Origin of the sequence: Peloplasma aerotolerans (assembly GCF_030012175.1) — a bacterium.
GTDB lineage: Bacteria > Bacillota_I > Bacilli_A > Acholeplasmatales > Acholeplasmataceae > Peloplasma > Peloplasma aerotolerans.
This window is the reverse complement of the sequence record NZ_JASCXW010000001.1, coordinates 1-18,962: the sequence shown is the minus strand read 5'-3', so window position 1 is coordinate 18,962 and position 18,962 is coordinate 1. Positions and strand designations below refer to the sequence as shown.

Below are 18,962 nucleotides of genomic sequence, written 5' to 3'. Positions count from 1 at the left end.
TCGCGGTACCACCTTAGTTCTAAAAAAAAATTCATTTTAGCACTTCATTGTCTTTAACGCAGATATACGGATGAACCTACTAAAAGTTTCAGAACATCAGCTCCAAGGCTACCTTCATAACGGCTTATCAGATTTTTCACCAACCAATCTGTCTCTTAAATCAAGCGAGTTATTACTCTTCCTCTTCATTGCTACTGAAGGTATTTTATCATAATAAAAGGATAAAGTAAAGGTATAGAGCAATTATTGAGTACTGTTTTTAAGTTCGTTTATGGTTTCTAGTTGCCATTTAAGTTCTTCAAGGAGTAAGACTGAGTCTTTGGTTGCAGCAACTGCCCTAAGGGCATATTTAGCAGCATTGATGGCATGTGTTTTGACATGAGATGTTGCTGCAGCATGTCCACAAGCCCTAGCTGCGAAAGTTGCGGAAGGATTTGATGATGATCTTGCTGCTGCATGTGCTGCAAATGCTTTATCTCTTGCTTCGGGTACTTTTATTTCATTAGCGACAAAATGATTTGCAGCTAAGATAGCTTCTTCAGGTCTTTTATCATCTGGATAAGCTTGAGTGAAATAGAAAAGAACATGGTTAGCACAAAGTGCTGCCCACGTTATACAAGTCTTATGATCAATATTTTTGATGAGTTCTTCCATTTGTTTATTTAAGTCGTGGTTATTTGAATTTTTCATAATTATCCCACTTTTACTTTTCGATTTGTGATTTTAGTTAGAGTCAATAAGCTCATAATTTCAGATTGCTTTTGACTCTTGACTTCCCTTGTGAAGATTTCTAAGTTAATTATTTGAAATTGCTGTAGCCATTATCATTTTGATTTTCATATCTAAAGTCTTGAAGTAATCAATGTAGAGTAAACATATTCCTAGGGTTAACAACATTGAGATTTCGTAGTAATTATTATCATACAACCACAATGATGCTGAAATTTTATGATATAACTTTTCTTTTAAAATATCACATTGAATGGTTGCAAATTCATCTTTGTCATCAAATGTTTTGTCATATAGATCAATGAAATCATTTTTTTCTTTAAGTGAATATTCATTATTAATCAAATTTTCTAGTTTTAGTGAGTTATCACTCATATGTTTTTTGATCCGTATTTTAAAAATACAGTTTTTATTAATATCATGTATTATATATTTACCTTTTCTAAATGTTCCAAAATACTCATAGTCGCTATACACATAGTATCTCTTTTTAGAAAATATGAAATCAAATTTGTCAGTCATATTATATTCGTTTGCTTCAAAAAAACTGAATTTTTTAATATTTTTGTTCAAAATATTAGTTACTACTATGTTTTCTTTACTGTCAAATCTTTCAAATAAAGTTTGCGTTTCATTGGTTTCAATCAAATTGAATTTCTCTCGATTGTTTTTTAATACACGATTTATTCTACGGATTTTTTTTATGATATATTTATAATCATTTATGACCAGATTGATATCAGTGATATATTTTAATTTTACTAATGTATTCACAGTTGAATCATATAGGTCATGAAGAGTAACTTGTTTTGAATAGTCGTAATCAATTTGATTAAAAAATAGCTTGACTTTACACATAAAAGAATATGGAAAAAACATAACAATCTCCTTTAGTTATGCTAAATAAATAGTTTTATGCTGAATTTGGTTTGTTTCAAATTTTATACTATCTCTTTGATATTATGATTATAAAAAATGTTAAATGATACAACATATACAACCTTGCATCATTAATATTTCTATAATTTGATTCTACTTCTAAACTCTGCTTCAATTTGATCGATATTTTGTTTCGTCACACTTGAATAAGCGTAAAAAGTACCAGGGTTTCCTAATCTTTTCTTTATATCTTGTTCCTGTTTTTGTTGTTTTGTTTTTTGAATCTTATCTTTTTTAGTTGCTACTATAATAATATCTTTACCTAAATTCTTCAGGAATTCATAAGTTTCAATATCATCAACCGTAGGTCCTACCTTAAAATCTATCAATAAACAGACAGCTACCAAATTTTTCGAGTATATCAAAAAGTTCTCAAGCATAATAACAAACTCATCTTTTTGACTTTTTGAGCGCTTTGCATAGCCGTAGCCAGGTGCGTCAACAAAATAAAAAGACTCATCGATTAAATAAAAATTCAAGGCAATTGTCTTACCTGGTGTATTCGATGTTCTTGCTAAATTCTTTCGATTCGTTAATGTATTAATAAATGTTGATTTACCAACATTGCTTCTGCCTAACAATAAAATTTGAGGTAATTGTTCTGGTTCATCCTTCAAATCTACGATACTTTTAATATATTCAGCTTGTTTAATCATATCATCATTCCTTTTCTAAGAAAAAAGTAGTCCGAAGACTACTTTAATTATAACTTATTTAATCGCGTATTGGAAGACATCATTCACATTTTGAACAGTGATGATTTCTAACTCATCTCTAACTTCTTGAGGGATATCATCGATATCCTTTTCATTATCTTTAGGAATGAGTATAACTTTTAATCCACTTCTGTGTGCTGCAATCGCTTTTTCTTTTAATCCACCTATAGGTAGAACATATCCACGTAGTGTGATTTCTCCGGTCATACCAACATCTTTTTTCACATACTTTTGAGTAGCAGCGGATACAATAGCTGTTGCGATTGTTATCCCTGCAGAAGGTCCATCTTTTGGAATTGCACCTTCAGGTACGTGAATATGGAAGTCGTTATTGTTAAAGATATCTGGATCGATATCAAACTCTAAAGCTTTTGATTTAATAAAGCTTAATGCTGTTTGAGCACTTTCCTTCATAACATCACCGAGTTTACCAGTTAACACTAAGTTACCTTTACCTTTGTAATAGGTGACTTCAACAGGCAGTGTATCTCCACCAAATTGTGTATAAGCTAAACCAGTAGCTACCCCAATTTGTTCTTTCTTATCTGCGATATTATGAACATATTTAGGTTTACCAATATAAGATTCAATATTTTCAGGTGTAACTGCAATACTAGGTTTCTTCGTTAATAATATCTCTTTAATTGCTTTACGAACTAACGCTCCAATAAAGCGATTAAGTTCACGAACACCAGCTTCTCTTGTATAGTGTTGGATAATATAGAAAATAGATTTATCATCAATTGAAAATTGCTTATCATTGATTCCGTGACTCTTTAATTGCTTCGCAAGTAAATGACGACGGGCAATTTGGAATTTTTCTTGTTCTGTATAAGATGATAGTTCAACGATTTCCATTCTATCTCTAAGTGGTGCAGGTACATTTTCTAAATAGTTTGCTGTTGTAATAAATAAAACTTGTGATAAATCATAAGGTTCTTCAAGATAGTGATCACTAAAATTAGCATTTTGCTCTGGATCTAAGACTTCAAGCATTGCTGATGCAGGGTCTCCCTTGAAATCTGATGACATCTTATCAATTTCATCTAATAAGAAAACAGGGTTAACTGTCTTCGCATCTTTCATACCTTTAATAATGCGTCCAGGCATTGCGCCAATATAAGTTCTTCTATGCCCACGAATCTCTGATTCATCTCTAACACCACCAAGTGATTGCTTCACAAATTTTCTATTTAAGGCTTCAGCAATACTAATTGCTAATGACGTCTTTCCGACACCTGGAGGTCCTACAAGACATAAAATCGTCTGTGGATTTCTCTTCGTCATTACTTTAACAGCAAGATATTCTATAATTCTTTCTTTAACTTTTTCTAAGCCATAATGGTTTTCATCTAGCTTTTGTTGTACTTTATTTAAATCAGCAGTATCTTTAGATGATTTTTTCCAAGGAAGTTCGACCAATAAATCTAAGTAAGTTTTGATAATACTAGATTCTGCCATTGCTGCTGGTGTACTTTGAAAGCGACTAAGTTCCTGAAGCGCTTTTTCTTCAATTGCTTTTGGCATCTTCGCTGCCAAAATCTTTTTTCTTAATTCATCAATTTCTTCTTCTTTTTTCGCTTTATCGCCTAATTCATTTTGAATGGCTCTCATTTTTTCTCTTAAGTAATACTCTTTTTGGTTTTCATCAATAGACTTTTTGATTTCATCATTAATCTTTTGTTCAAGATCAACAATCATCTTTTGTTTATTAATATCTTCTAACAGCATTCTTAAGCGTTTATTCAAATGAAGTTCTTCTAAATAACGATATTTGGTTTGTTCTGGTGATTTTAAGTTGAAAATCACCAAGTCACAAACTTTTTCACTCGTTAGTCCTTGTTGTACTTTCTCTAGAACTTGATTATTAGGGTTTAAAATGGTTTGTGCATGATTAGCAACTTCAGTAACAATCATCTTGACTAAAGTAACTTCTTCGTCAACATCACCATTAATCGTATTTTTTTCCTCATATTCCACAACGAAATAAGGGTCTGTAAGAAAATACTCTTTGACCTTTATACGTTGGATGACTGATAATTTTACTTTATAGGCATCATTAGGCAATTTAATCTTCATTTGTACCTTAACGAGTGTCCCATACTCTTCGATATCTTCAACAGTAGGGTTTTCAATCATCGGGTTTTTTTGAATTAAGACAATTGCATAGGATCCGAAGTTTTTTTCAGCCTCTTCAACTGCTTTAAGTGATACTTTTCTACCGACTTCAATTCTAAAGTCGTTATTTGGGATTGGTACCGTTCCACGAACGATAATCGCAGGTAGGCTTTTTGATAGTTCCATGTCTTTTCACATCCTTCACATTATTCAATCATATTATAGCATATATTGATAAATTTGCAATCATAACACATGAGTGCCAATTCATTTTTTTTAAAGAAGGGAACGAAGTCCCCTTTTTTAAACTTTTACTGCAGAATCAATAACAAATTTGTATGCTTTATTCAAGACAACATCACTTGTTAAGATGTTTGCAGGTAGATACTTTTTAACTTCTTCAACAGGCATGTTGTAGCGTTTTGCAAGTTCTTCATACTTTTCATTAACTTCTGCTTCAGTTGCAGATAAGCCTTCAGCTTTTGCAATGGCTTCAATGACTAAAGTCGTTTGTACACGTTTTTTAGATTCTTCAGCGATTTGTACTTCAAACTGTTCAGGTGTCACACCTGACATCGATAAGAACATATCCATTTCTAGTCCATATTGTTTTGCTTGTTGTTCAACGTTTGCTTTTGCTTGCTTAATTTCTTCATCAATCATCACTTGAGGAATTTCAACATTTGCTCCATCAATAACTTTTGTTAATAATTCGTTTGTCATTTGATTATCTGCATCTGCTTGTCTTTTTTCTTCTAATTCTTTTTTGGTTGCTTCTCTAAACTGTTCAACAGTCGTTATACCTTCTTTTTTAAGTGATTGAACGAATTCATCATTTAATTCACTTTCAACTTTAGCTTTAACTTCATGAAGTTTAATTTTAAAGACAACTTCTTTTCCAGCTAAGTTTTCTGCTTGGTATTGCTCAGGGAATTTAACGTTAATATCTTTTTCTTCACCTGACTTCATGCCTACCATTTGTTCTTCAAATCCTGGAATAAATTGGTTTGAACCAATTTCTAATGAATGATTTTCAGCTTTGCCACCTTCAAAAGGAACACCTTCCAAAAATCCTTCAAAATCAAAGATTGCTGTATCTCCAAGTTCAATGACACCATCTTTAGGCTCTAATTGACCGCTTTGAGAAACTTGTTTTTTAATTTCTGCTGCAACATCTTCATCAGTAACAGTCGCATCTATTTTTTTGATTTCCACACCTTTGTATGCGCCTAATGTTACTTCAGGTTTAACTTCAGCAACGATACTTACTGAAAATGTTTCTCCGCGTTTAATGCTTTTAACATCAACATCAATATCTGGTTGACCTACGATTTCATAATCTGGATGCTCTTGAGCTTCATGATACTTATGATGTAAAACGTGATTGAGTGCATCTTCATAGAGTGTTTCAACACCAAATTTCGTTTCATAAATATTTCTAGGTACTTTTCCTTTTCTAAATCCTTTTAATTCCACATCTTTGACAACATGCTCAAATGCATGGTCAAGACCGTGTTCAAATTCTTCTGGCGTTACATCGAATGTATAACGTACTTTATTGTCTTTTGTTTGTTCTACTTTCATTTTTAATTCTCCTTTATATCGTGCGTATTTGTGTGGATAGACCTTTTATATTATAACATAATTTATTTTTAGTTAAAGACATTTGGCAAAACATTGTATATTTTGTAAAATTAAGATAAAATATACTTAATTGAAATGAGGTGTCCTTAGATGATAACAATCAAAGAAGTCAAGACGAATCGTGATGCTTGGCGCTTTACAGAATTTCCTAATAAACTTTACAAGAAAGTTCCAGCATTTGTTCCAGCGTTATCGCTTGATGAAAGAACAGTATTTAATCCTAAGAAAAACCCAGTCTTTGAGTACTGTGATGCTGTTAGATATTTAGCATATGATGGAAAGAAAATCGTAGGTCGTATTGCTGGTATTATTAACCACAAATGGAATAACGCCTATAACATTAAAAAAGCTAGATTTACCAGAATCGATATGATTGATGATCTTGAAGTAACGAAAGCTTTAATTGAACAAGTAACTACTTGGGCAAAAGAAAAAGGAATGGATACTTTAATTGGACCGATTGGATTTACGGATTTGGATCGCCAGGGCATGCTCGTTGATGGATTTGATCAATTAAATATGTTTATTACGATTTATAATCATCCTTATTATATGAAACATTTAGAAGCCTTAGGATTTGTTAAAGATGTTGATTGGACAGAAAAACAAATCAAATGGCCAAGTGAGGTTTCCGAAAAAGTTAGACGTGGTGCAGAAATCGCAAGACGTAGATATGGATATCGTTTGCTTAAGTTTAAAAAGAAAAAAGAAATCTTTAAATATATTTATGAAGCTTTCGATATGTTTAATGTCGCATTTAATGAATTATATGGATTTTATCCGATCACCAATAAAGTCATGGACTACTACATTAAGCAAGTCATCTCTATGGTTCAACTAGAATATATTTGGTTAGTCCTAGATAAAGAAGATAAAGTGGTGGCATTAACAGTCGTGATGCCGAGCTTAGCTGAAGCAAACAAAAAGAACAAAGGAAAATTATTTCCATTTGGTTGGTTCAGAGTTTTAAGAGGTTTAAAGAAATACGATGTCATTGATCTCTACTTCATCGCAATCGACCCTAAACATCAAGGACATGGTATTATCGCGATGATTTGGGAAGATGGTATTGAAACCGGAATTAAACACAATGTAAAATATGCAGAAACCGGTCCAGAGCTTGAATTAAACGTAGCAATTCAAAACCAATGGAAAGATTTTGAATGGGTTGAACATAAGCGTAGACGTTGTTATACAAAATCAATTTAAGAGGTGCGAAAGCACTTCTTTTTTTTAATGATGTAAATATCCCCATATTATTTAACCTTGTTTTAACTATGGTATAATAATGCTAATGTGGAGGTATCGCATGAAAAAATTTCATTTACAAAAAAACTATGCAATCATAAATTTTGATGCAGCAATATGTGACTCTGAAGTCAAAATTATTTCTTCGAAAAGTTTTGAACAACTCTTAGTCCAATATGTTAGAAAACTAAGGAATGAAAAAGATCCTATGATGGATAGATTAAAAGGCATAAGAGCATCCATGATGTTGGATGCTTATAAGCTTTTACTCATCTATCCTTATGAAGATGTTAAGAAAAAACATCCCAACTTAAATACGTTATTAAATCAAAGAGACACTTTTTATCATTTTACTGAAAAGTTTTATGATTATTGGAGAAAGCTTGAACGCTTTGGTGTCATGAGTAGTTCTAAGAACTACGCACAAAGTGTAAAAGCACCTGATCTAATTTCAATCTCTGACCGTTTTAATGAGCGGATTCTATATCTATATAGAACATTATCTCAAAACCTCTTAGGAGAAGATTTTAAGGTCTATCGTCAGCTTCCTGCAGGTGTAAATGCGAATGTTATGTTAGTTCCGCACCGGTTTACGTATAGTGAAGCGTATGCGAGTCTTCAAAATGTTGGGTTTATTACAAGACTACTAACTAGACCACCCTTTATGGTTTACTCACAAAGTAATACAAGACAGGGGATTTTCCAAGAAATCTTCGAAAATCCATTGAAAGATTTAAGTATTAATAAGTTGCATTACTTCTGTTACCCTGTCTGGGTAGGACCTCTACTCACTTTTGTTTATTTCCACCGTGACTTTATGCATCATGGCGTAGCCTTAAGTAATTTATTTGAACCTGCTATTTATGATGACTATAAAGATCGTAAACCTGAGTTAGTTTATGTTTACGGAATTAGAGAAGAACAATTTGATGGCAAGTATTATCATGACAAGGAAGAAGATTTATATATCGGCTTTGTTTCAAGAAACACAAAAAACGATTATTTTGGTTATTTAAAGAAAATGTTACTCACCCTACATAACGTTAGAATGATAGATCGTAACTATTTACCAATCCATGGTGCAATGGTAAATGTTGTATTAAATAATGATGAAGAAAGAAATATCGTCGTGATTGGTGATAGTGGTGCAGGTAAATCTGAAACACTTGAAGCCTTAAGACAAATTGGTAAAGAATATATTAAAACCATGAATGTTATTTTCGATGATATGGGAACCTTTATCATCGATGGTAAGAAATTATATGCTCATGGTACAGAAATCGGTGCATTTGTTAGATTAGATGACCTAGATAGTGGCTATGCATATCAAGAAATTGATCGCTCTATCTTTATGAATCCTGATCAAACGAATGCAAGAGTCATTCTTCCGGTTTCCTATTATAAGTTTATTATGATGAACCACAAAGTAGATTACTTATTATATGCAAATAATTACAATGAAACTGATGAAGGTGTTAGATTCTTTGATCATATTGAAGATGCACTAGAAGTCTTTAGACGTGGTCAAAGATTTGCTAAGGGAACAACAAGCGAAGTTGGTTTAGTTGAAAGTTACTTCGCAAATCCTTTTGGTCCAGTGCAACGCATGGAACAAACTGATAAGATTTTAGTTGAGTATTTCAATGTCCTTTATCAACAAAAAGTTAAAGTTGGAGAAATATACACACAACTTGCAGTACCTGGTCAAGAAGGCATTGGCACAGTCAAGGCAGCTAGAAAGTTAATGGAATACTTGAAGACAAGTTTTAAAAAATAAGATGCCACGAGCATCTTATCGTTTAAACTCTAGTATTCATCAGATTTTCGATTAAAGAAAGTACTACTCTAATTTGTCCATGTGTAATAGATAGTGATTCTTTTTTTTCCAACACATTACAAACATGTTCATAAAAAACATTAGGTTCAACTAATATAGGTGGTAATTTCATCTTATTGATGGCATCCTCAGAAGGGGGTGCCATTGTTTTTGTTAATCCATTACCTGCTTTTACAGTTTGGCTATGGGTTTCTTCAAGTGGTAAAATAAGTTGATTGATATATCCATCTAAGTTCCAATCGTTTATTATTGCAGTCCCATTCAATCCTTTAACATACCATCTCGGTAACTTAATAAAATTAGTTGTTTGAACTTCAATAAGAACATCTGTTGAATCATCGAAATAAAGATGTAATAAAAATCCATCATCTACTTCATGTCCCAAAATTGTTGAGAAATCAATTGAATATTTTATTATCTTTGCATCTTTCAATAACATGATTTGGTCAATGAGGTGAACACCCCAATCATAAAGCATTCCCCCACCTTGATCTCTTTTACGTCTCCAGTCGCCAGGAATACCATTGCCCCCATGTACACGAGATTCAATATGAAAAACCTCACCTATTAAGTGAGAATCTATTATTTTTTTTACGGTTAAGAAATCAGAGTCCCATCTTCTATTTTGATGAACGATGAGCTCCCTTTTTTGCTTTTGTGATAAAAAAGACATTTCATCGAATAATTTGGTTGATAAAGTGACTGGTTTTTCACATATGACGTGTTTATTCGCATGGAGCGAATGCATGACAAGCTCATAATGAGAATCATTTGGTGTAGCAATTAGCACTATATCAACAGTTAAATCATGCAACAAATGATCGAGTGATTCATAAACATGAATGTTTTTAGACTTGGCTAAATCATTTCTGTCTTTTTTAATATCGAAAATACCTTTCAACCTTAAGCTTTTTGTATTTATAATATGTTCTGCATGATATGCACCGATACCACCATAACCAATAATTGCTATACCATAATTAGCCATGTTTTAAATCCACCACATATGATCAAGTTTATCGCTAATCAAAATTGTTTTTAGGTTTGAAACTGCTTTATGAAAGCCTTCATCAATCGTCATTATAGGATCTTCATGTTCAATACTGATCACATGGTCATAACCATAAATCCTAAGTGTATCTAGCATTTTTGCCCAATCAAACATACTGTGTCCATGACCAACGGTTCTAAAGTTCCATGATCTTGTTTGAATCTCTCCATAAGATTGCATATCTGTCAATCCATACATGTTAATTGCCTCTTGATCTAGATAGGTATCTTTTGCATGAAAATGAAATATAGCCTTTTCTTTCCCAAGTATCTTAATAGCGGCAACCGGGTCTATGCCTTGCCACCAAAGATGGCTAGGATCAAAATTAACACCAATGTTTTTTGATGTATTTTGACGAAGTTTAAGAATTGTGTGAGGTGTATGGCAAGAAAAACCTCCATGAAGTTCAATAGCAATTTTCACATGCAGTTTCTCTGCTAACTTGCCAATTTCTTTCCAATAAGGTATAAGTTTTTTTTCCCATTGCCATTGATATATATCACGATATACTGTTGGCCACGTTGCAACTGGCCAATTTGGATATTTTGCATTTTCATGATCTCCTGGGGTACCAGAGAATGTATTAACGACTTCAACATTGCATAGTGAAGCGAGTAAGAGGGTTTTCCTAAGTGTCTCATCAGCGATTCTTGCTTCTTCAGGGTCTGGTGAAACTGGGTTATTGTGACAAGAAAAAGCACTAATAATAAGTCCTCTTTTTTTAAATTTATCAAGATAATTCATCCTTTCAGCTTCATTGTCAAGTAACAAATCAATTGGACAATGATGATTACCTGGATTGCCTCCTGTACCAATCTCAACAGCTTCTAATCCCGCTTTTTGTACCTTATCTAACATCTCATCTAAGCTTAAATGTCCAAATAGAGTTGTAAAAACACCTAATTTCATATCGTATATCTCCTTATGTTAAAAGTATACTGGTTTACCAGTTTTTGAAGATTTATATATTGCTTCCAAAATTTGAGTAACAACCAAGGCTTCATAAGGTTGAACAACACATTTCGTTTGATTCACAATTGAGTCAATCCATAATTTTGCTTCAACATCATGTGGTTCTTTTGAACCACCATCATTAAAATCGATACCTGCTGAACCAAACTCTATTTTTTTTGTATAGAGTTGGCCATGTTCTTCTCCATTTATGCTTAAGCCATTTTCCATATCCGCACCAGCTTGAGTTCCACAAAGTGTTGTCTTTGCTTCACCGATGTCAAGTGTATTCAAAGCCCAACTAGATTCAATGACAATCGTGGCACCATTTCTCATTTTAACAAAACCAAATCCCGAATCTTCAACGGTGAATTTCTTAGGGTCCCAAGAACCCCATTCATTTGCTGCATTTTCTATCCGAGAAAGTTTGTGATATGTCGTTCCTACTACATAATCTACCTCATAATTATTCATCAACCATAAAGTTAGATCGAGTGCATGAGTGGCTACATCAATAAGTGGCCCTCCACCTTGCTTTTGTTCATCAAGAAACACACCCCATGTTGGAACAGCTCTTCTTCTCAAAGCCTTTGCTTTTGCGTAGTATATTTCCCCTAGATAATTAGATTCGCAAAGTTTTTTTAAATAAATCGTATCTGCTCTAAAACGATTTTGATACGATACTGATAATTGCTTATTGTTTTTTAAACTTGCTTCATACATAGCTTTTGCTTCTTCATACGTCTTTGCCATTGGCTTTTCACACATCACATGCTTTCCATGATTAAGTGCAGCTATTGATATTTCTGCGTGTGAATTGTTTGGTGTACAAACATGAATGACATCAATTTCCGAGTTGTTCATCACTTGCTGATAATCTGTTGTAATCATTGCATTTTTGGTTCCATATTTTTTTGCAAGATGACTTGCTTTTTCTAGTATTAAATCACAAAAAGCCACAACTTCAACATTTTTAAGTTTAGAAAGTGCAGGCAAATGTTTCGCAGTTGCTATTGCTCCACAACCGATAATTCCAATTTTTAGTTTCATCAACTTCACCTATCTCTACGTTATTTTATTGATTATTCTTGTTAATATTTCTTCTAACTCGGTTTGTTGTTCTTCTGTTAAAGTAGATCGTGACGCATTATGTCCTTCAACCGCACCAGTAAACAAATCAACGACAATACCATCATTTAAAGCCATAAATGTTGGAGCAAACAACCAGTTTAACTCTGAATATGTGGAATGGCTTGCTAAAAATGATGTGTCAATTCGATGAATGATTTCTTGAAATTCAGCTTTAAGTACTGGGTTCTCATCTTCATCAAGTTCTACACCTCTTGTGGATAAAAAATTGAAATAAAATATTTCAGTGAATCCATACTCTTTCGCAATTTTATTGAAAGTAGGTAAATACTCTCTACAATATGGACATTGTTCAAACCCTAGATAAACTAATAATGATTTTTCTTGGTCAAACAAATTCAATAACTGATTATAATTAATTTCAATAATTATATGGTCCTTATCGTTTAACCATGGATTTTTATCGTAAACCTCATCTCCAGTTAAAGCTATAACCGTAAATACAATTTTGATTACTTCATCGTCATAATTCGCTGTTAAAGTAACTTTTTTATTGGATTCTCCTAATAATGGTCTTGTTACTTCTCCGGTCACAGATATTACATTTTCATCACTTGAAGACCAAAACACAACATGTGTTTCGGTCTCTGTTACAAGTGATATATTATTTCGAACATTATTTCTTGAGTCTCCATATGTCAATTGATAAAGTTCACTACCTTGATCATTTGTTTGACAACTAGACATCACGATGAAAAGTGTAATAATTAAGTTGAATAAGATATTTTTTTTCATTTTTGTTTGTTAAGCAATTCGACCAGATACAACGATTTCATAAATACGTGCTGCATTATCTGAACCACCATTTATAACCACCAATTTAACGTATCTAGCTTCGGTTGGTGTAATCGAATGATCAGTTCTATCATCAGTATTATTGGTTACGTGTACGACGGTCTGCCAATTGATATTATCAACACTTACTTGAATTTGGAACTCAACAGTATTATAACTCTTTTGTTCAACTGCTCCTGCATGATAAATTCTAAAATGACTCATATAGAAAACATCTGTAAAGTCAAGCGTAACATGTTTGTTCCCTGGTGTACTTGCAGTTGTTTCACACCATTTTGTACCAAAGAAATTTCCATCAATCAAATATCTTGGATGTTCTGCTGGAACGACAAAACCTGAAAAGTCAATCACTCTAGCATTTCCAGTTATGTTTGTCACTCTAGATGCTGCTTCAGATACAACAATGACACTATCAAGGTCTAAAACATCCTCACCAAATTGATTGACCGATGTTAATTTTACACCATAAACACCTTGATATGGATAAGTAACAGTTACTGAACCATTTTGATTGTATACGATATTTTCTGCGTCAACACCAGGGAAATCCCAAATCAATGTATCTGCTATAGGTGATTTTTGTGGTGTGAAAGTTACTGTTTGTCCTGCGCGAATCAATGAAGTGTTTACACTGAAGCGTGCTCTACCACCAACAATTGGATCATCCCAAGTAAAGATAATTTCCGACATCCCTATAACTTGTCCTAAACCATCAACTGCACGTAATATAATATTCGAAACATCTAAAAATTCACCATCGACTAATCTATTGATGTCTTTAACATAAGCATAGTTACTATATGTAGAGGTTAAATAGATGAGTTCACCTTCTACATTTTCATAGAAAATTTCATATAGTATATATCCGGTAACATCAATTTCAAGTGGGCTCCACGATAATCTCGCATCACCATAAATTCCGTATTGGAATGCTTGTTCAACTATTGTCAGATTCTCAATTGGAGTTAACTCTGTAACGACATCTTTTTGTCGGTAGAACGTCATTTCTCCTAACTTAAGATCATAATCAACAAAGACATCAGATTCAACATAATAGCCTATTGAAGTCATTTTTTTACCTTCGAATGCTGCTAAGCTGAATGCATCAGTTACCCATTCATTTTCTTGTGATGGTTCTAAATCAAAATAATGAACATCATCATACCAACCGTTTTCATTTTCGAAAGTTATACGAACTTGATTCGTTACACTCATATCATTAGTTTTGTAAGTCAATTGGAAATTTGAATCACTATAAATATCTAGATATGTCATGTAAACTTGGAATTCAGTTGCGTTATTTTCATCTAACTCACCATGAATATTCAGATTACCACCTTTTTGAAATGCATCGGTAAAATCAAAGTTAATTTTCAATGGATCACCACTACCATGACTATCTCTAATCCAACGCCATGTAGGCAATAAGTCTTGGACACTTAAGTTATTCCAACCATTTTGATAGTTCGTTACAACTTCTCCATCTAGATAGTATTGATGACCATTACCAGTACTGAAATTTGTGTGAAAATAATCGCCAATGATTGCTGTCTTTTCATTTACGAAACTAGAAATACCATACCATTCATTGGGTCTACCTACCATATCAACTGTTGACAGTCTTGGATCTCCTTCAGGTCCAACCCACATCTTATTTGCATTAATTGTAAATCTATTGTAGGTTCTTGGATTAGGTGGAAGTCCATCTTGGAAAAAAGTCCAACTTGACATATAAATACCCATTGATACATAGGGTTGATTATTTTCGTCAAAATATCTTTCCCATCTCCATGGCGTTTGTGTACCACTCGATTTTTCTATTCCGTATTGTTGTGTATCAAAACCTGCATATAAATCATATGGACTTCTTCCAACAGAAATAGCGGTTGCTGCTGCCTGGCTCATTTGACGACCAGCTCCATAGCGTCCATCCCATCTGAAATCCAAAAACATACTATTATGAACAATTTGATCTTCATCTTGGAAAAACATCATATTGTTATTATTTAAAGTACCTTGCCAACTGATATTACCAGATGTTACCATGGAATCATACCATTGAATTTCCATATCAAGACCTCGATCATTGATCAGTTGTTGCATATATAAACCCATCAAACTAAAATCTTGAGCAATATCGGCATTTGCACCTGAAGTTTCAAGATTAATAAACCAACCATCAAAACCATAGTACTCAGCGATATCTATTAATATTTTACCTACGATGTAATCACCGTTTTCATCTTTTTCTATTAAAGCTCTTGTTTCAGCTAAATCGCCACCATAGACAACAGGTTTCATAAAAATATTACCTAAAATTTTGACACCATTTTTATGGAATACATTAATGACATCTTGAGTTGGTGAGACGATGTTACCAGCACCACTCCATGTTACTGCTAAATCCATATATTGAAAATACTCGATCGTATATTGATCAAATCCTTGGAATGATGGGACACCACTTTCAATTTCAGTAATTTGATCTAGAATCGCAACTTTAACATCTGGATTCGCATTTGGGTTAACACTTTCTCCAGTTATTCTAGGTTGAAGTGGGATAACACCAGTATTAACATATGGATCATTATGAACTGGCACCCAGTTTTTAACACTAACAGCATTGAAAAACATCAATGTTGGGGTCACTCTCATGACTTCAGAAAGACCAGTATCAAGTGTAGCTGAACTAGGCATAACAGTAACTTCTCTAAATTTTGTGCTAAAGTTTCCATCAACATCGGTTACTTCAAAAACAATCTTGTAGTATCCAGGAAGTCCTGCATATTCGACAACATCACCTTTACCATCAAGGACAGTAATCTCAACTTGATCTGATAAATCCATACCTAAAACATCAGTAACATTAACGCCATCCATAAAATCAAAGTTATTAACATTTCTAACGTTAATGACCGATTCAGCCTCGGCAATAACAATCACTGGCTCACCGATGACGGGTTCGACAATCAATTGAAAAGGCACAGATGTTGTGATATTTCCATATTCATCTTGAGCTTCAAAAGTAATCTCATATGTATTTGACAAACCGAAAATTGGTTCACCATGTATTCTCATTAATGAAGTGATATTGTTTCCTTTAGCATCTGTAGCAGTAATATCAAAATAAGACATGACATTGCCACTAAAACCTCTCTCAACTGATAATTCGAAATTTTCAGGTAACCCATGGATGATAGGTTGACATTGAGTTAATGGGTTTTTGGATTCACAAATCCAATCTGGAGTGTCTCCACCATCCATTGCAACTTTAAGTTCATTGAGTCTAACAACTGCTTGACTTTTCATGGTATTAACTGCTGCTTCTGATAACTGTTCATCTAGTGTTTCTAACCAAGTATCAAGTAATTGATTATAATACTCTTGATATTCCGTATCATAACTATTGATAGTGTGATGATTAGCTAGTTCAATTTTCGCCTCACTAATAATCTCTTCTAATGTTTTCTCAACAGTCGGTGTAGGATCTTGTGTTGGTGTTGGATCACTTGATTCTTCTTGCCCACAGGCAATTAATGTTAAAGCTCCAAATAACAAAATAACAACTAATAATATTTTTTTCATTTTTTTCTCCCTTCAAATCTAATATATTTTAAATAATGATTATAACCTTCTTTTATTAGCATAATGGACAAGGTGCCATCGTTTCAACAATTTGCATTGAATCTTCAACAAATATCCACTCTTTAGACAATGAATCAAAATAAACAATAGACTGTATTTCAACGTATCTTCCTTCAAAATCTTCATCATAATCGAATGATAAATCTATGGTTATCAATGCATCAGAATCAGTGATTCTACCTTGATTTAGGTAACCTTCAATCGTTATTGCTGCAACATGTAATAAAATTGATTGAGCATTTGATTCCTTTAAAAAATCTAGAGATACTTCTTCATACACAGGTTCTTCATATGAGTGTGTCTCTAAAATTGTAGCAGTTGATAACTTATTGACAACTTTTATTTTAGGAACATATTGTTGATACATTAACTTTCCAGATATCTGGTATGCATCTCCTATATTAATTGTAAAAACGCCATGTAGTCCTTCAATTTGTATCATTGCACCTTCACTATACATCAAAATTTGATTCATGCCATTCTGTGCAATAACAATACCTTCAACACCATAAAAGTATTCACTTAAGTAGTTGCCATTTTCATCCACTTGATCTGATATTGAAGCAAACTCACTGATGATTGAAAATACATCTTGGTAGTCAACAATTGGTATTTCTATATCATCATCGTCATCGTCGTCTAAAGCTTTTGCTGTGACGATGTATTCTTTTGTGTATACAAGTGTTCCATAAATCATTGTTGCTTTTAACGTAATATCTATATCTGCATTAGGTCGAGTAAAAATACCTGAATCACTTATAATACTACGCTCACTACTTGTCCATATGATTTCTAAACCCCATATATCTGTAAAATTTAACGGAAGGCTTATATTTTTCTCTATATTTGTCTTGTCTTCAAATAAAGTGTCTAGCTTACCAACAGCAAGTCCGAAAGCTATGGTTGCTAATTCTTCATTAGATTTTTTCTTTGGTGTAGCGCCACAAGAAATCAAACTAAAGATTAAACCAAAAAGTAATAATATAAACGTCATTTTACGCATCAATCAGTCACCTCATCTCTTTTTTTATCGGTTAAAAAAACATAATAATTGAATTTTGGATAATTCCTTAATGCTTGTATAAGAATTAAGAAAATGATGCTCAGTAGAGTAACATAGATATAAAACTTAGAAAAATCATAAGTTAAAATTGCCTCTCCAGACATTTGATATGATATGAATATGAGTAAACCATACCAAACAATAATACCTTGATAATGGCATCCATAATGTTTTAGCCATTTCCAATCGATGATCAACTCACGTTTAATCAAAATATAAACTTGAATGAGTAGTGCAATATTTAAAGTATAGATCATTACGGTTTGAACTGATAAAAAGATTGTCTGAAAAGTTTGTGTACCTTCAACAAATAATGAAGAACTGTTGATTAAGAAGAATAAGCTGGTTAATAATAAAGCGAACAAAGTATAAGTACCATTTCTAATGATGATTCGAGTTGATAATTGATTTTGATTGAAGATATGATTTCTTAATATAGATCCAAGAGCGAAAAAAATCATATTATATAACATCAAATTTTTTTCAATTAAATAAACATATAAAACACCGAATAGTGATGTAAATGTCGATGGTAATAAGATTAAAACTAATGAAACGATGCTTATAACTAAAACCCATTTAAAATATGTTTTCTTATCTTTTCCATATTTAGAAAATAAATAAGCTATTAAACTATAAAATGGAATCGCCAATAAAAGAGATAATCTAAAATAAGCATCATAAGTGCGATTAAGTAGCAATCTAAAATAAAACCTACTTAAGTATTCCCACAGACCATATACTTTTATATAATTCGAATAAATTAAGAAGGTATAAATAATAAGCGCAACCAAATAAGCAATAAGCGGTCTTAATCCAAACTTAAGAAACCATTGTTTAAAAGATAAATCTTTGAAATTCTCATAAGGCATAGTATAACCAATAAGCCCAAAAAAGACGGGTATCATAAATATTGAAATAACATACTTAATGAAGATAACATCTTTACTACCTTGAATAAAAGCATCTATCATCATAAGAAACATAATGAATCCAAGCAAAACATAAACGAGTTGCTTATCAGGTTCTACTTTTACTTTTCTACTTTTTTTTAAATTACTATTTTTCATATAACAT

Annotated in this window: 14 protein-coding genes and 1 other annotated feature (1 of these 15 running past the window's edge); of the genes, 2 read left to right on the top strand and 12 right to left on the bottom strand. The window is 32.7% G+C overall.

Annotated elements, in window-relative coordinates:
• Positions 1-198: a binding site (T-box leader), on the bottom strand; it reaches 16 nt to the left of the window's first position.
• Between the two features lie 45 nt (positions 199-243).
• The 5 genes from QJ521_RS00070 to tig form a co-directional block, all read right to left on the bottom strand.
• Positions 244-690 carry a putative immunity protein gene (locus QJ521_RS00070; RefSeq protein WP_282838321.1) on the bottom strand — a complete coding sequence of 149 codons (447 nt, stop codon included), beginning with the start codon at positions 688-690 and terminating at the stop codon, positions 244-246.
• Positions 691-795: 105 nt separating this feature from the next.
• On the bottom strand, positions 796-1,503 hold the full coding sequence (locus tag QJ521_RS00065) for a hypothetical protein (RefSeq protein WP_282838320.1): 708 nt from the start codon (positions 1,501-1,503) through the stop codon (positions 796-798).
• Positions 1,504-1,748: 245 nt separating this feature from the next.
• The gene (gene yihA / locus QJ521_RS00060; RefSeq protein ID WP_282838319.1) at positions 1,749-2,324 is read right to left on the bottom strand and encodes a ribosome biogenesis GTP-binding protein YihA/YsxC; all 576 of its coding nucleotides are present in this window, start codon (positions 2,322-2,324) and stop codon (positions 1,749-1,751) included.
• Positions 2,325-2,378: 54 nt separating this feature from the next.
• Complete coding sequence (lon, locus tag QJ521_RS00055) at positions 2,379-4,688, bottom strand: endopeptidase La (protein WP_282838318.1); 2,310 nt, start codon at positions 4,686-4,688, stop codon at positions 2,379-2,381.
• 117 nt (positions 4,689-4,805) lie between these two features.
• The gene (tig, locus tag QJ521_RS00050; protein WP_282838317.1) at positions 4,806-6,086 is read right to left on the bottom strand and encodes a trigger factor; all 1,281 of its coding nucleotides are present in this window, start codon (positions 6,084-6,086) and stop codon (positions 4,806-4,808) included.
• A 150-nt stretch (positions 6,087-6,236) separates the two neighbouring features.
• Between tig and QJ521_RS00045 the strand changes: the two genes are divergently transcribed.
• Positions 6,237-7,355 carry a hypothetical protein gene (locus QJ521_RS00045; protein ID WP_282838316.1) on the top strand — a complete coding sequence of 373 codons (1,119 nt, stop codon included), beginning with the start codon at positions 6,237-6,239 and terminating at the stop codon, positions 7,353-7,355.
• A 100-nt stretch (positions 7,356-7,455) separates the two neighbouring features.
• On the top strand, positions 7,456-9,171 hold the full coding sequence (locus QJ521_RS00040; RefSeq protein ID WP_282838315.1) for a hypothetical protein: 1,716 nt from the start codon (positions 7,456-7,458) through the stop codon (positions 9,169-9,171).
• Between the two features lie 22 nt (positions 9,172-9,193).
• On the opposite strand, the gene QJ521_RS00035 is transcribed toward QJ521_RS00040, so the two are convergent.
• The 7 genes from QJ521_RS00035 to QJ521_RS00005 form a co-directional block, all read right to left on the bottom strand.
• On the bottom strand, positions 9,194-10,219 hold the full coding sequence (locus tag QJ521_RS00035; protein WP_282838314.1) for a Gfo/Idh/MocA family protein: 1,026 nt from the start codon (positions 10,217-10,219) through the stop codon (positions 9,194-9,196).
• A gap of 3 nt (positions 10,220-10,222) precedes the next feature.
• Entirely contained in the window at positions 10,223-11,191 is a 969-nt protein-coding gene (locus tag QJ521_RS00030) for a sugar phosphate isomerase/epimerase family protein (protein ID WP_282838313.1), read from the bottom strand.
• An 18-nt stretch (positions 11,192-11,209) separates the two neighbouring features.
• On the bottom strand, positions 11,210-12,283 hold the full coding sequence (locus tag QJ521_RS00025) for a Gfo/Idh/MocA family protein (RefSeq protein WP_282838312.1): 1,074 nt from the start codon (positions 12,281-12,283) through the stop codon (positions 11,210-11,212).
• Between the two features lie 15 nt (positions 12,284-12,298).
• Positions 12,299-13,117 (bottom strand): immunoglobulin-like domain-containing protein, encoded by an 819-nt coding sequence (locus QJ521_RS00020; protein WP_282838311.1) that lies wholly within the window; start codon positions 13,115-13,117, stop codon positions 12,299-12,301.
• A 9-nt stretch (positions 13,118-13,126) separates the two neighbouring features.
• Positions 13,127-16,762, bottom strand: a complete 3,636-nt coding sequence (locus QJ521_RS00015; RefSeq protein ID WP_282838310.1) for an endo-beta-N-acetylglucosaminidase — start codon at positions 16,760-16,762, stop codon at positions 13,127-13,129.
• A 55-nt stretch (positions 16,763-16,817) separates the two neighbouring features.
• Positions 16,818-17,825, bottom strand: coding sequence for an immunoglobulin-like domain-containing protein (locus QJ521_RS00010; RefSeq protein ID WP_282838309.1), 1,008 nt, complete (start codon positions 17,823-17,825; stop codon positions 16,818-16,820).
• A partial coding sequence (locus QJ521_RS00005) for a hypothetical protein (protein WP_282838308.1) occupies positions 17,825-18,962 on the bottom strand: 1,138 nt, incomplete at its 5' end. The genes QJ521_RS00005 and QJ521_RS00010, both read right to left, overlap by 1 nt.

Excerpts from the sequence above, each read along its gene's own strand:
- QJ521_RS00040 (WP_282838315.1), top strand. The coding sequence starts at position 7,456 with ATGAAAAAATTTCATTTACAAAAAAACTATGCAATCATAAATTTTGAT.
- lon (WP_282838318.1), bottom strand. The coding sequence starts at position 4,688 with ATGGAACTATCAAAAAGCCTACCTGCGATTATCGTTCGTGGAACGGTA.
- QJ521_RS00035 (WP_282838314.1), bottom strand. The coding sequence starts at position 10,219 with ATGGCTAATTATGGTATAGCAATTATTGGTTATGGTGGTATCGGTGCA.
- QJ521_RS00070 (WP_282838321.1), bottom strand. The coding sequence starts at position 690 with ATGAAAAATTCAAATAACCACGACTTAAATAAACAAATGGAAGAACTC.
- tig (WP_282838317.1), bottom strand. The coding sequence starts at position 6,086 with ATGAAAGTAGAACAAACAAAAGACAATAAAGTACGTTATACATTCGAT.
- yihA (WP_282838319.1), bottom strand. The coding sequence starts at position 2,324 with ATGATTAAACAAGCTGAATATATTAAAAGTATCGTAGATTTGAAGGAT.
- QJ521_RS00025 (WP_282838312.1), bottom strand. The coding sequence starts at position 12,283 with ATGAAACTAAAAATTGGAATTATCGGTTGTGGAGCAATAGCAACTGCG.
- QJ521_RS00045 (WP_282838316.1), top strand. The coding sequence starts at position 6,237 with ATGATAACAATCAAAGAAGTCAAGACGAATCGTGATGCTTGGCGCTTT.
- QJ521_RS00015 (WP_282838310.1), bottom strand. The coding sequence starts at position 16,762 with ATGAAAAAAATATTATTAGTTGTTATTTTGTTATTTGGAGCTTTAACA.
- QJ521_RS00020 (WP_282838311.1), bottom strand. The coding sequence starts at position 13,117 with ATGAAAAAAAATATCTTATTCAACTTAATTATTACACTTTTCATCGTG.
- QJ521_RS00010 (WP_282838309.1), bottom strand. The coding sequence starts at position 17,825 with ATGCGTAAAATGACGTTTATATTATTACTTTTTGGTTTAATCTTTAGT.
- QJ521_RS00030 (WP_282838313.1), bottom strand. The coding sequence starts at position 11,191 with ATGAAATTAGGTGTTTTTACAACTCTATTTGGACATTTAAGCTTAGAT.